Source organism: Dokdonella immobilis (assembly GCF_900115085.1).
Lineage (GTDB): Bacteria > Pseudomonadota > Gammaproteobacteria > Xanthomonadales > Rhodanobacteraceae > Dokdonella > Dokdonella immobilis.
Window position 1 is genome coordinate 35,268 of record NZ_FOVF01000003.1, and the last position, 13,628, is coordinate 48,895.

Sequence of the window (13,628 nt, forward strand, 5' to 3'; positions counted from 1 at the left end):
CCGTGCTTGCCTTGACGTCGCCACGACAAGCGTCCAGTGTGAAAGCGCATCCTCAGGGAGATTTCATGTCAGAGCCCGCCACGGTTTTCGACGAAATGGGTTGGCCCGACCAGATCCGGCCACCGTATGCGCTGGTCGATGCCTGGCTGAAATCGGTGCCTGCCGAGCAGCTCGCCCTCAAGCGCCGCGAGGCCGAAGTGCTGTTCCGGCGCATCGGCATCACCTTCGCCGTCTATACCGAGGGCGGTGACCCGGAACGGCTGATTCCTTTCGATCTGATTCCACGGGTGATGGCCCAGGCCGAGTGGCAGAGCCTGCGCAAGGGCCTGGAGCAGCGCGTGCGCGCCCTGAATGCCTTCATCCACGACGTCTACCACGATCGCGAGATCCTCAAGGCCGGCCGGATCCCCGAGCGCCTGGTCCTCAACAACCCGCAGTTCCGCCCCGAAATGGTCGGCCTGGACCTGCCGCACAACGTCTACACGCACATTGCCGGGATCGACATGGTGCGCACCGGCCCGGACGAGTACTACGTGCTCGAGGACAACTGCCGGACCCCGTCCGGCGTTTCCTACATGGTCGAGAATCGCGAAGTCATGATGCGGCTGTTCCCGGAGCTGTTCCGTCGCGCCGGCGTCGCCCCGGTGGCGCACTACGGCGACGAACTGCTCGAAACCCTGCGCTCGGTCGCCCCGCCGAACTGCCAGGGTGAGCCGACCGTCGTGCTGCTGACCCCGGGCATCCACAACAGCGCCTACTACGAGCACGCCTTCCTCGCCGACGAGATGGGCATCGACCTGGTCGAGGGCGCCGACCTGCTGGTAAGGAATGAAATCTGCTACATGCGCAGCACCAGCGGCCTGACCCGGGTCGATGTGATCTACCGGCGCATCGACGACGACTACATCGACCCGCTCGTGTTTCGACCCGAATCGATGCTCGGCGCGCCCGGCCTGCACTTCGCCACGCGCGCCGGCAACCTGACCCTGGCCAACGCGATCGGCGCCGGCATCGCCGACGACAAGGCGGTGTACATCCACGTACCGGAAATGGTGCGCTTCTATCTCGGCGAGGAACCGCTGCTGCAGAACGTGCCGACCCACGACTGCAGCAAGCCCGACGACCTCGCCTACACCCTGGCCCACATCGACCAGCTCGTGGTCAAGGCCGTGCATGGATCGGGCGGCTACGGCATGCTGGTCGGTCCGCATGCGAGCAAGGCCGAGATCGAGACCTTCGTCGCCCAGCTCAAGGCGCGGCCACATGACTACGTGGCCCAGCCCACGCTGGCCCTGTCGACCGTGCCGACCTTCGTCGAATCCGGCATCGCGCCGAGGCACGTCGACCTGCGTCCCTTCGTGCTCAGTGGCGAGCAGATCCGGATCGTCCCGGGCGGCCTGACCCGGGTCGCATTGCGCGATGGTTCGCTGGTGGTCAATTCATCACAGGGGGGTGGCACCAAGGACACCTGGGTGCTGGAACGCTGATGCTTGCCCGTACCGCTTCCAATCTGTTCTGGCTGGCCCGCTATATGGAGCGCGCCGACTACCTGGCGCGGCTGCTCCAGGTTGCAGGCCACATGAGCGCCGTACGCGTCGACGCGGACGGCAACAGCGAATGGGAATCGGCGATCGCCGCGGCCGGTTGCCACGAGGAGTTCTTCGGCAAGCACGAAGCGGCCACTGCCGGGAGCGTGATCGACTATCTCGCTTTCGATCGCGGCAATCCTTCTTCGATCTGCAACTGCATCGAGACCTCGCGTCGCAACGCGCGGGCCGTGCGCACCGCGCTGACCAGCGACATGTGGGAAGCGGTCAACACGAGCTGGATGGAACTGCGCGATTTCGAATCCTCGGAAATGAACGAGGATCGCCTGACCGAATTCCTCGACTGGGTCAAGGCGCGCACCAGCCTCGTCCACGGCGTCTATGCAAACACGATGTTGCGCCGCGACGGTTTCCATTTCACCCGTATCGGCCAGTTCCTCGAGCGCGCCGACAACACGGCGCGACTGCTCGACGTGAAGTACCACGTGCGCCTGCCGACCGTGCAGGATGTCGGCGGCGTGGTCGACTACTACCAGTGGCTGGCGGTGCTGCGCGTGGTCGGTGCCCGGCGCGCCTATCGGGTCCTGTTCAAGGGCCACGTCGAGCCGGCCCAGGTTGCCGAACTGCTGATCCTGCGGCCCGAGTTTCCGCGCTCGCTGGTGTTCTGCTTCGAGCAGATCTGCCTCAACCTCGACGCCATCGAGAGCCACGACCCGCGCCTGAGTTCGGAGTGCAAGCGCATCGCGCATTCGCAATACGCGGCGCTGCGGTTCGGACAGATCGAGCCGATCATCGAACAGGGACTGCACGAATTCCTCAGCGAACTGGTCGACCGATGCGGCCTGCTCGGCGCCGAGATCGCCCGCGGCCACCTGTTCTGATGCACCTGTCGATCCAGCATCGAACCGTCTACCGCTATGCGGAACCGGCCTTGCGCGTGACCCAGGCATTGCGCCTCTGGCCTGCGGCCTGCAGCGGGCAGCGTGTGATCGGCTGGCAGGTCGACGTGGACGGCCGGGCGCTGCCTTACGCAACCACCGACGGATTCGGCAATCCGGTCGCCACGCATACGGCGGACGGTGCGGTCGACCAGGTGCGCATCGACGTCCACGGGCACGTCGAGACCGAAGACCTGCATGGCGTGGTCGGCGGCACGCTCGAACGCTTGCCGGCTCGCTTCTTCCTGTTCGAGACATCCTTGACCCACGTCGACGACTCGATCCGCGGACTGGCCGCACAGGTGCCGCCGATGAAGGACGCAATCGAGCGCATGCACCGGCTCTGCAACCATGTCCGCGATCGTCTCGACTACGTCGCCGGCGAAACCGATTCGGCGACGACCGCGGCCGAGGCCCTGGCCAACGGCTCCGGGGTCTGCCAGGACCATGCCCATCTGATGGCGGCGAGCGCACGCGCGCTTGGATTTCCGGCGCGCTATGTCAGCGGCTATCTGTGCGCGGGCGTCGAGGGCGCCGAAGCGGCCAGCCACGCCTGGGCCGAGATCCACATCGACGACTTCGGCTGGGTCGGTTTCGATGCGGCCAATCGCATCTGTCCGAACGAATACTACGTGCGCATAGCCTGCGGCCGTGATTATCACGATGCGGCGCCGGTGCGCGGCGTGCACCGCGGCGGGCGCTCGGAAACACTCGAAGTCAGCGTCAGCATCAGCGAAACGGCGGCAATGCCGCCACCGGGTGGCTTGCCGGGCAATCGGGGCCAGTCGGCACAGTAATCGAGCCGCCCAATCGGGTCCCGAGGGAGCAGGGAGCCTGCAAGAAACCCTGCACTGCTGCGGTCCTCTGCACGACAGGCGCCGAGCGCCGAAATCCGTGGATGAGCCTTATGCCTGTTCGAAGAGTGGCCTTGACATTGATGTGCGCAAGCGTCGCCTTGCCCGCAATGGCCGATGATGCATGCAAGCTGCGCAGTGGCGAGAGGATCGTGCCGCTGGTGGAGTTGTATACCTCGGAAGGCTGCAGCAGCTGTCCGCCCGCGGACCGCTGGCTGTCGGCGCAGCTTGCCGACACGCCGCTGAACTGGCTCGCGTTCCACGTCGACTATTGGGACTACATCGGCTGGGCCGACCGCTTTGCCGATCCGCACTATTCGGAGCGCCAACGTCAGCGCGTCAATGCGACTGGCGCCAGCACCGTATACACGCCGCAGGTGATGGTCGGCGCGAATGTGCGCGTAGCCTGGCAATCCGCAAGCGCATTCGACCATGCCGTCGAAGCGGGCGGAGGAATTGCGCCGGTCGATCTCGAACTGTCACTGGATGGTGGCCCGGAAGGAATCGAGGTCAGGCTTGCGGCACTCGACAAGCGCGCCACCGGGGCAAGGGCCGAGGTCTGGCTGGCTCGCTACGTGGACGACCAGCAGTCGCGGGTCAGGGCCGGCGAGAACAGCGGAGCGACCCTGCACCACGACCGCGTGGTGACCCGAGTCTGGGGGCCCTGGCAACTCGATGATTCCCGATTGGAGCGATCACTGCACATCGCGCGGGATCCGGCGGACTGGGGTCTCGTTGCATTTGCCCAGGATGCGACAGGGCGAACCCTGCAGTCGCTGGGCCTGAGCTGGAAGGCCTGCGCGAGCGGCAGCGGGAAGGCTGCGCATCCGACTGCCAATTTACCTTAGAAGAACGAAATAAGGCATTGACGTATATGGATATCGCGCGCTGATTCGACGCAGAATCAAGGCTTGCGGTAGACCTGCACGAATCGATCGGTCTTGCCGCGGATGGCCTCGTCCGTGACATTCCGGGTGCGCTCGTCGTCCTTGTGGCGAAGCACGTCGCTGCCGGCGATCCACTTGAGTCCGTGCGCCTCGAAATCGCTTATGGCGAACGTCTCGTCGATGCGATGCAGGGTTTGCGCGGCCGATTTGCCGGTTCCGGCCCTGGCCGAGTGATCGACGATCAGAAGCTTCCCTCCGGGTTTCAGGGCCTTGACGATCTGATCGATGAACTGGCCCGCGTCGATCGCCGGCCAGCCCTGGTCCGGGTCGGCGACATAGAGATCGTGGTAGGACATGATGATCATCGCGCCATCGAGCTTGCCCTCGCCGAGATCCATCGCTTCGTTGGATGCGATGCGGTAATCGACGTTGGCCAGTCGTCCGCCGGCAAGCCGGGCATCGAGGGCCTTTTTTGCATAGGCGTCATAGGGCGGATTGTTGATCAGCAAGACCCGACCCTGCGGGCCGACCAGGCCGGCGAGGATCTCGCTGTAGTAGCCGCCGCCGCCGAAGATGTCTGCGATTGTCATGCCGGGTCCGAACCCGGCCAGCTTGAGCACCGCTTCGGGCCTGTCGCGCGCGTCCCGTTCACGGTCGCGATCACTGCGGGCCGGATTGGCGATGGCGGCGGCGATCGGGTCAGGCCGCGGATGCGGCGCCGGCGCGGCATCGATCGCCGTAAAGCAGGTCATCGACAGCAGCAGTGAAAGGACCAGCGGGCGGGCGAAAGGCATGGCGGACATTCCCTGGGGCGTGAAGCGCCACTATGCGCGCCTGATGCCGATATGCACGCATCCCGAAAGTCATTTCGGAACATCCCGCCGGATCGGGGTCAAACGGCCTGGCCCGCTCCGAACGCCAGGTAGGCCGTGAACACCGATTCTGGCGCCTCGATCTGCGGATAGTGACCGATATCGGCGAGTTCACTGACGTCGGCATTCGGAATCAGCTGGCGATAGCGTTGCACCATGTGCGCCCCGGAAATCGGATCGGCGAGGCCATCGATCAGCTTGAGTGGCAACCGGGTGTTCTGCATCGCGCCGACCCAGCGCTGGCGGTGCTCGACACGTTCCCGCATGTATCCGATCAGGCCGGCCAGCGCACGCTTGCCCTTGTTGTGGCGGATCCCGTCCCAGAATTCGTCGAGCAGGTCCGGGTCGGGCTGGCTGCCGGCACCGAAGATCCGCTGCATGCTGGCGCCGAGGCTGCGCCTGCTCGAGAGCCGGGCGACCAGACCGCCGAGCGGCGACATCAGCAGGCGCTGGATCGCCAGCGGTCGGTGGGTTTCGGGAAACAGGCCGCCATTGAGAAAGCAGACGCTGCGCAAGCCCGCGGCCGATTCGGATGCGCCATGGCGCGCGAGCAACTCTTGCGCCACCGTGTCGCCATAATCGTGCGCGAGCACGTGCCAGCAATCGACGCGGAGATGGGCCAGCAGTGCTTCGAGAACATCGGCTTGCTCGCCGATCGAATAGCGGTGGGGCCATGGCTTCGCCGAATGACCGAAGCCGAGCAGGTCCGGGGCAATCAGACGGTAGTGGCGAGCCAGCCGTGGCCAGATCGCACGCCAATCGCTGGATGAGGTGGGAAAGCCGTGGATCAGCAACAAGGCGGGAGCCTGGTGGCTTCCTTGCTGGCGCCAGAAGATCGCCCGGCCGGCGTGCCCGAAGGTCGAACCGGCTTGCCGCCATTCCGCGGCCGTGGCCGCCGGCATCAGGATTGCGCCGCCTTGGCCACGCGGGCCGCGGACTGCTGGATGCGTACGAGGTCGTCGGTCATCTTCAGTACCAGTTCTGCGCGCGCCAGTGCCTGGGAGGAATGGCGTGCCGCGGCCTTGCGGTAGCGTTCGTCCCCGAGGCAGGCCAGGGTCTGCAGCATCTTCTGCAGATGGATGCCGACCTCGACGAGTCCGGCACCGTCGCGGGCGATCGGTATGAAGAAGTCGTCGAACAGTTCCTCGAGCTCGACCGGGGGCACATGCACATTGGGGAAATGGATCTCTTCCTGGCGGCCAAGGTCCGACGAATCGGGATAGTGATCCGACCATAGCGCCAGCATGCGTGCGCCGCGACTGAGTATGTCGATGGCCGTGCCGGGGTCGTTGACGGCCGGCGACAGGGCGCGTGAGGCGATCTCGGAGAGTACGCAGACGCCGAACCTGGGGTCCTGGTCGAAGCTGCGCGACGAGGCGATGCTGAATGCCTTGCGGATATCCTCCAGGCTGTCCTCTGGCAGTGCCTTCATCACGCATGCCAGCGGCTGCGCGGCCCCGGCGTAGTGCCCCGGCAGGGCGGCCAGGTAGATCTCCACCTCCTGCTTCTCGGCGAGATCCTGCAGGGCTTGCATGTCGACATGCTCGACGAAGCCGAAGCTGTCGCCATGAATCGGCTGGGCACCTTCGGGGATGCCGGCGTCGCCCGCTTCGCGCGGCTGTCCGGCCAGATACGGGGCAGCCCGGCGCCGGCGGATGGCCTGGCTTGCTGCGGACTCGACTCGATCGCAGGTCGGGGCGACCCGACCGAGCCCGAGCACGTAGTCGCTCCAGCGCACCAGTGTCATGACCACGATGACGATCACGCCGAGGGTGACCGCATAAAGCACGACACGTCCGGTTTCGCCATACAGCCCGGTCTGCAGGGCAATGATGCCGACCAGGCTGAACAGGAACGAGCCAAGGAACGTAGCCAGGGCGTTCTGCGCAGTCGTGTCCTCGATCAGCAACTGGGTCGCCCGCGGTGTCGTGTTGCCGGTCGCCGAGGCATAGGCGCTGACCATCGTACTTAGCGAGAAGATCATCACCGAGAGCATGCTCGAAGCAATGATCTGGAGCAGGGTGTCGACCGATTCCGCACCGATCTTCGCCGGCAGGTCCCCGGGGATGTAGTGCTTGACCAGGACCGCGATCAGGGCGGTGACGATGGCGAGGACCGAGAACGCGGTCGTGCGCAACCAGAGCTTGCGCGAGAGCTGCAACATCAGCCACTGCAGTCGGGAAATCATGATGGGCAACGGTCGGAAAGAGGCCGGGAACATCATGCCTCAGTAATGCCCGACAGGCGACCGCGAAGCGGCGGACACATGCCGCAACTCCACGCTGCGCCGGGCTGCAATGGATGCCGCTCCTTGCCGGTCTGTTGCAATGTGATGGCGCAGCGGCAGGATCTTCCGCGGCGCCCCCTGCGGCCATGCACGCCGCCTGAACCAGGATCCGGGGGAAATCCGCATGCGCATCTGCAAGGCCCTGCTGATCGTTGTCGACATCAGCGGCTATACCCGATTCATCACCGAGCGATCGCTGACCCTCGAGCATGCCGAGCAGGTCATCAGCGACCTGCTGAATACGGTCCTCGACCAGTCGCGCCATCCGCTGACCCTGAACAAGCTCGAGGGCGATGCTGCGCTGCTCTATGCCGAGATCGATGAGGCCGACCCCGGGACGGCGCGGCCCATGCTTGGTCAGGTGCGCGCGTTTTTCCCGGCGTTCCGCGATCGTGTCAAAGCCCTGAGCGCACTGCGCCAGAACTGTAGCTGCGATGCCTGCCGCAATATCACCGCGCTGAGCCTCAAGGCATTCGTGCACTGCGGCGAGGTGCTGCTGAAAAAGATCCGGCAATTCGATGAACTCGCCGGGGAACCGGTGATACTGGTGCACCGCCTGATGAAGAACAGCATCGCCTCGAACGAATACGTGCTGCTGACCGATACGGTCGCCGAACTGGCCGGGCTCGACCGCTCCCGTTTGCGCAGCCATGTTGAAGAAGTCGACGGCATGGGCAGGCAGTCTCTGTGGCTGGCCAACGGGTCCGACCTGCCCGAGTGGACGCCGATGACGACATCGCAGGCCGGATCGAAGGCTACGGCGAGGCGCAGCGGCGTGTTCCGCCACCTGCCGCTGGCGCAGGGTGGAGCCGGATGGCTGGCCGCGATGCGGAACTGGTGGACGGCGCGGCGCGCATGAGTCTGACCGGGCCGGCGAGGTTTTTTGCGTGCATCCATGAAGCTCGGGCGCTGCCTATTGCTGCGTCAGCGGACCCAGGGCCAGCAACTCATGCTCGATCGCGAAAACATGTGGATCTTCCTCGCCCATCGCGCGCAGTGCATCGGCAAGCTGCAACAGATAGTCGCGGTTGAGTCCGCTCGGCCCCCGGGCGCGGGCAATCTGGCGCGCGATCGCCGCGTCCGGCGCGTCGCCGAGGAAGGCTTCATTGTCGGGGCCGGCAATGTAGATCAGGCCTTCGCTGGCGCCGCCGGCGCAGAACTCGATCGGTACGACCTCGCGCAAGTAGCCATTCTTCTCGCGCAGGTCGAGATGGTCGAACACGGCCGGCGTGATCAGGTAGGCCATGCCGGAACATTGCGCACCGGGATCGGCCACCAGGGTCACGACCCGACCGGGCGCGGCAGCCGTTCCACGGTGGTCATGCGAACCCTGCCAGAAGCGCCGTGACCAGCCGCGAATGCGTGCCGGTCGGCGTTCGATGAATTCGAAATCGGCCTTCCAGATCAGCGACCCGTAGCCGAACAGCCAGAGCTGTTCCTGGTCGTGGAAACGATGCAGGGTCCGGTTGATTGAAGTGGTATCGGCAGACATCGGGCGGCGGCGTGGCAGGAGGTGCAGGATCGATCCTGTGCGGATTCTCCCATCGTGCGCGCCGGGTCTGCCAGCACCGGTTCAGGCCACGCGCCTGCTTGTGCGCAAACGCGGGCGGGTTATGCTTTTCCGATGAACGCCATCAAGTCGATTCCGTTTTCCGCAGCGGCCAGCATCGAGCCCGCCGAAATGATTGCCCGCGCGCAGCGCTTTGCCAGCGCCGTGGCGAGCCGACGCACGGTCCGTGACTACTCCGGACAGGGTGTCCCGCGCGAGGTCATCGAAGCCTGCCTGCGCGCGGCCGGAACGGCGCCGAGCGGAGCCAACCAGCAGCCCTGGCACTTTGTCGCCATCGGCAACGCCGAAGTCAAGCGACGCATCCGCATCGCCGCGGAGGCCGAGGAACGCGAATTCTACGAGCGACGCGCGCCGGGTGAATGGCTCGATGCGCTGGCCGCTCTCGGGACCGACGCCAACAAGCCGTTCCTGGAGCAGGCCCCATGGCTGATCGCGGTGTTCTACGAACGTACCGGACCGCTGCTCGATGGCCACAAGGCCAAACGCTACTACCCGCACGAATCGACAGGCATCGCCACCGGCCTGCTGATCACGGCCCTGCATCACGCGGGACTGGCGACGCTCACGCACACGCCAAGTCCGATGGCGTTCCTCAACGAGATCCTCGAACGACCGAAGCACGAGGTGCCGTATCTGTTGCTCGTGGTTGGCCATCCGGCCGAGGGCTGCCGTGTGCCCGACATCGCCCGCAAGCCGCTGTCGGAAATCGCCGATTTCGTGGTCTGAAGACATTGCGAGCTGCAAAAGGGCGGCTCACGCGTGCCTGAAACGCCCGATGCCTAAAATTGCGAAGTCTTGTTTTTTCACGCCGAAAGTCATGCAGGTTATTGAATCCAAAGCGTAACCCTTTCCTGCGCATCCCTTAGGGACGGCAAATCCAGGCTTGAATTGGCTTGTCCTGCGGCGCAGAATCGGTGCTGCGCATCCGCTCGCGATGCCTGCGGCTGCTGCTGGTTTCCACCCTGGGGAGAAAGCAGTCCATGAACCGATCAAGGTTTCTATCCCGATTCCCGTGCGTCCCGCTGATTGCCGCGCTTGTGGCCTTGCCGGGCTTGGCCGCCGCCGGCCCGAAAGAGGACGCGCTGGCCAGCATGCAGGCGCTGGCCGAGCAGATTCGTGAAGCCAAGGCAAGCGGGCAGGATCCCGCCGCCGCCATTGCCGAGCTCGACGCGATCAGCGCGAGCCTCGGTGGAGATCGTCCGAGCGATCCTGTCTTTGTCAACGGCCCGGTAGTCCGCGGTGCGGTGATGACACCACCCAACTGCACGGTAACTACGACCACAGGCAACAGCACCGACACACCGATCGCCATCGTCGATAACGCCACGGCGGTATCCAACCTGAGCATCGCCGGTGCGCCGACCTTCACGCACTACGTCGAAGCCACGCTGACGATCAACCATACCTTCGCCGCCGACCTCGACGTCACGCTGACGTCGCCCGCCGGCACGGTGATCACCCTGACCACCGATAGTGGCGCAGGCAATGACGACGTCTTCGCTCCGGTCACGTTCACCGACCTCGCCGGGGTGCCCGTCACCGATGCGATCTACACCAATCTTGTGTCGATCGGTGCGGTCATTCCCGAATCGGCGATGGCCGCCGTTCGCGGCGAGGATCCGAATGGAACCTGGGTCCTCAGCGTCGGCGACGACGCGGCCGGCGACGTCGGCACGCTGCAATCCTGGTCGCTTACGGTCATTTCGGGCGACGTGGCGCCGACCGATACGGTCAGCAGTTTCTCCAGTACCAACGTGCCGGTGGCGATCGTCGACAACACGGTCGCCAATTCGACGCTGTCCGTCAGTGGTGCAGATGCCTTCACCTGTGCGATCCAGCTCAACACGAGCATCACCCATACCTTCGCGGCGGACCTGGATGTATTCCTGATGTCGCCGGCCGCCACGAGTACGACCATCTCCACCGACAATGGCGCCGGCAATGACGATGTGTTCAATGGAACACAGTGGTACGACAAGGCCGGCTCGCCGGCCACGGACTTCACCTACACCAACCTGGTGACTGCGACACCCCTGGTTCCCGAAGGCGCCATGGGCGCATTTGCCGGTGGCGATCCGAATGGTAGCTGGACCCTGATGGTCGGCGACGACGCCGCCGGAGACATCGGCAGCCTGAGTGCCTGGTCACTCGACGTGACGACCTGCAGTTGCGCCGTAACCGGCCCACCGCCGGTGGCCGTCACGGTGCCTTCAGGTTCATTGTGGTCCAGTGTGCTCCTGATCGGACTCGCGCTCGGAGTCGGACTGGTTGTCCTTCGCCGACGATTGCATCGAAGCTGAGCAGCTCGGTGTGTGAATTGCAAAAGGGGCGCCCTCGGGCGCCCCTTCGTCTTCCAGGTGTAGCGGCGCGGCCCGATGCCGTCGATGGGTGATTGGATCGCCAACCCCGCTTTCATGCACACTGCGTTGCATTGCGGACATCCAACCTGCAGAGGGAACGAAACATGCGCAAGCCACTTCCGCTCGCGATGGCAACGGCATTGGTCGCCGGAACCGCCGCTGCCGAAACGCCCGATTACTCGCTGACCATCTACAGTTCGGCCCAGCCGGGCCAGATCAGCACCGACCGCCTGGCCAACTATGGCGCTTCACTGCCGGGTTATGCGCTGGTTCGCGATGGTCGCAAGATGGCCTTGCCGAGCGGCAGGGGCGAACTGCGCTTCACCGATGTGGCCACGCGCATCGATCCGACCACGGTTGCTTTCGAATCGCTGACCGACCCTGCCGGTACACGCGTGCTCGAGCAGAACTACCAGTACGACCTCGTCAACCGCGACAAGCTGCTCGAGCGCTATGTTGGCGAAAAGATCACGGTCGAACAGTTGCGAGGCACGGAACTCGAAAGGATCTCCGGAACGCTGTTGTCGGCGGCCGGCGGCAGCCTGATCCTGCAGCGCGACAGCGGCGAGGTGGTGAGCCTTTCCAACTTCAGCAACGTGCTGTTTCCAAGCCTTCCGGGCGGCCTGATCACGCGACCAACCCTGGTCTGGCTGGTCGATGCAAAGCGCGCGGGAACACACGACACGCGGGTCTCCTACCAGACCCAGGGCATGACCTGGTGGACCGACTACAACATCGCGCTGCGCGAGTCGGGCGACAAGTGCACGATGGATCTGTCGTCCTGGGTCACCATCGTCAACCAGTCCGGAGGCAGCTTTCCGGCGGCGCAACTCAAGCTCGTCGCCGGTGAGGTCAACCGCGCGCCGGCCGCGGCGCAGCCGCAAGTGCGCATGATGAAGGCGGCGGGTGCGGCGCGTCTTGAAGAAGCCGACCAGGGCTTCGCCGAATCCTCTTTGTTCGAATACCACCTGTACACGCTCGGTCGGCGCAGCGACCTTCCCGACAATTCGACCAAACAGCTCGAATTGTTCCCGACCGCGGTCGACATTGCCTGCCGCAAGCAACTGGTGTTCACGGCAGCCCCTCGGCCATGGAGCTACTGGGCGCAGCCGATCGCCGACCAGGGCTATGGCGCCAGCAGCGACGGCACCGTCGGTGCCTACCTCGAGTTCGAGAACAAGGAGGCCAACCAGCTCGGCGTCCCGCTGCCGGCCGGGCGCATGCGCGTCAACCAGGCCTCGGGGGATGGTTCGTTGGAGTTCATCGGCGAGGACGTCATCAAGCACACGCCGCGCAACGAGACCGTGCGCATCAAGCTCGGCAATGCCTTCGATATTGTCGGCGAGCGACGGCAGACGGCGTTCACGATGGACAGTGCCGGCAAGATCATCGACGAGAGCTTCGAGATCAGCGTGCGCAACCGCAAGAAGTCGGCGGCGACCGTGGTCGTGCGCGAATACCTGTATCGCTGGAGCACCTGGAAGATCACGGCCAAGAACCACGATTACGAAAAGCGTGACGCGCAGACCATCGATTTCCCGTTGGTCATTCCGGCTGATGGCGAGGCCAAGCTGACCTACAGCGTCCGCTACACATGGTAGCGACGGCAATCGCGACCGCCGGCGAGAGACTGGCGGCGGTCATGCCAACGCGGCCCGCCGGAACCTGCCGGTCCAGGCCATGGACCTGATCCTCGTCACGATCGACTTCGTCGGTACCTTCGTTTTCGCGATCAGCGGCGCAACAGTCGGCGTGCGTCATCGGCTGGATCTGTTCGGCGTGCTCGTGCTGGCCTTTGCCGCAGCGGTTTCCGGCGGTATCGTGCGCGACGTGCTGATCGGCGCGACGCCGCCGACAGCGCTCGCCAGCTGGCATTATCTCGCAGTCAGTTGCCTGGCCGGCATCATCACGTTCTACCGCTGCGAGGATATCGAGAAGCTGCGCAATCCCGTGCAGATGTTCGATGCCCTCGGTCTTGCCCTGTTCGCCGCGACCGGCGCCAGCAAGGCCCTGGCCTTCGGCCTGCAACCCGCTTCTGCGATCCTGCTCGGCATGCTCAGCGGCATCGGTGGCGGCATCGTCCGCGACATGCTGGTGGCGCAGACGCCGGTGGTGCTGCGGTCCGAACTGTATGCCGTGGCTGCGCTGGCCGGCGCATCGGTAATCGTCGGCGGCAAGGTCTTCGAACTGCCGGATCTGCCGGTCCTGATCGCGGCCGTGACGATCTGCTTCGGCCTTCGCTTCATGGCAATCCGCTTCGGCTGGCGGCTCCCGGTCGCCCCGTCGCGGTCCGACTGACGACGGCCCGCAAAA

The 13,628-nt window shown here is 64.9% G+C and carries 13 protein-coding genes; 9 read left to right on the forward strand and 4 right to left on the reverse strand.

Annotated features, from left to right (window positions below):
- Positions 1 to 65: 65 nt before the first annotated feature.
- From BM125_RS02880 to BM125_RS02895, 4 genes are all read left to right on the forward strand, one after another.
- Positions 66 to 1,487, forward strand: coding sequence for a circularly permuted type 2 ATP-grasp protein (locus tag BM125_RS02880; RefSeq protein ID WP_175497881.1), 1,422 nt, complete (start codon positions 66 to 68; stop codon positions 1,485 to 1,487).
- Positions 1,487 to 2,428 (forward strand): alpha-E domain-containing protein, encoded by a 942-nt coding sequence (locus tag BM125_RS02885; protein WP_092404715.1) that lies wholly within the window; start codon positions 1,487 to 1,489, stop codon positions 2,426 to 2,428. Before BM125_RS02880 ends, BM125_RS02885 begins: the two co-directional genes overlap by 1 nt.
- Complete coding sequence (locus BM125_RS02890; protein ID WP_175497882.1) at positions 2,428 to 3,282, forward strand: transglutaminase family protein; 855 nt, start codon at positions 2,428 to 2,430, stop codon at positions 3,280 to 3,282. The genes BM125_RS02885 and BM125_RS02890 overlap by 1 nt, the downstream gene beginning before the upstream one ends.
- A 140-nt stretch (positions 3,283 to 3,422) precedes the next feature.
- Positions 3,423 to 4,187, forward strand: a complete 765-nt coding sequence (locus BM125_RS02895) for a DUF1223 domain-containing protein (RefSeq protein ID WP_245778782.1) — start codon at positions 3,423 to 3,425, stop codon at positions 4,185 to 4,187.
- Between the two features lie 56 nt (positions 4,188 to 4,243).
- On the opposite strand, the gene BM125_RS02900 is transcribed toward BM125_RS02895, so the two are convergent.
- The 3 genes from BM125_RS02900 to BM125_RS02910 form a co-directional block, all read right to left on the reverse strand.
- Complete coding sequence (locus tag BM125_RS02900) at positions 4,244 to 5,020, reverse strand: class I SAM-dependent methyltransferase (protein WP_092404721.1); 777 nt, start codon at positions 5,018 to 5,020, stop codon at positions 4,244 to 4,246.
- A 98-nt stretch (positions 5,021 to 5,118) separates the two neighbouring features.
- Entirely contained in the window at positions 5,119 to 6,000 is an 882-nt protein-coding gene (locus BM125_RS02905) for an alpha/beta fold hydrolase (RefSeq protein ID WP_092404723.1), read from the reverse strand.
- Entirely contained in the window at positions 6,000 to 7,286 is a 1,287-nt protein-coding gene (locus BM125_RS02910; protein WP_092405160.1) for a DUF2254 domain-containing protein, read from the reverse strand. Before BM125_RS02910 ends, BM125_RS02905 begins: the two co-directional genes overlap by 1 nt.
- 223 nt (positions 7,287 to 7,509) lie before the next feature.
- Here BM125_RS02910 and BM125_RS02915 point away from each other — a divergent pair, with 223 nt between their 5' ends.
- Positions 7,510 to 8,244: a DUF2652 domain-containing protein gene (locus BM125_RS02915; RefSeq protein WP_092404725.1), complete on the forward strand. Its 735-nt coding sequence runs from the start codon at positions 7,510 to 7,512 to the stop codon at positions 8,242 to 8,244.
- A gap of 54 nt (positions 8,245 to 8,298) precedes the next feature.
- On the opposite strand, the gene BM125_RS02920 is transcribed toward BM125_RS02915, so the two are convergent.
- Positions 8,299 to 8,877 carry a gamma-glutamylcyclotransferase gene (locus BM125_RS02920; RefSeq protein ID WP_092404727.1) on the reverse strand — a complete coding sequence of 193 codons (579 nt, stop codon included), beginning with the start codon at positions 8,875 to 8,877 and terminating at the stop codon, positions 8,299 to 8,301.
- Positions 8,878 to 9,009: 132 nt separating this feature from the next.
- On the opposite strand from BM125_RS02920, the gene BM125_RS02925 reads away from it, so the two are divergent.
- The 4 genes from BM125_RS02925 to BM125_RS02940 all read left to right on the forward strand — a co-directional run bounded on the left by BM125_RS02925 (position 9,010) and on the right by BM125_RS02940 (position 13,613).
- A complete protein-coding gene (locus BM125_RS02925) occupies positions 9,010 to 9,681 on the forward strand; it encodes a nitroreductase family protein (RefSeq protein ID WP_092404729.1) in 672 nt (223 codons plus the stop codon).
- A 254-nt stretch (positions 9,682 to 9,935) separates the two neighbouring features.
- Positions 9,936 to 11,255, forward strand: a complete 1,320-nt coding sequence (locus tag BM125_RS02930) for a proprotein convertase P-domain-containing protein (protein WP_139224835.1) — start codon at positions 9,936 to 9,938, stop codon at positions 11,253 to 11,255.
- Between the two features lie 164 nt (positions 11,256 to 11,419).
- Complete coding sequence (locus BM125_RS02935; RefSeq protein ID WP_092404733.1) at positions 11,420 to 12,916, forward strand: DUF4139 domain-containing protein; 1,497 nt, start codon at positions 11,420 to 11,422, stop codon at positions 12,914 to 12,916.
- A gap of 79 nt (positions 12,917 to 12,995) precedes the next feature.
- Positions 12,996 to 13,613, forward strand: a complete 618-nt coding sequence (locus BM125_RS02940) for a trimeric intracellular cation channel family protein (RefSeq protein WP_092404735.1) — start codon at positions 12,996 to 12,998, stop codon at positions 13,611 to 13,613.
- The last annotated feature ends 15 nt before the right edge of the window (positions 13,614 to 13,628 follow it).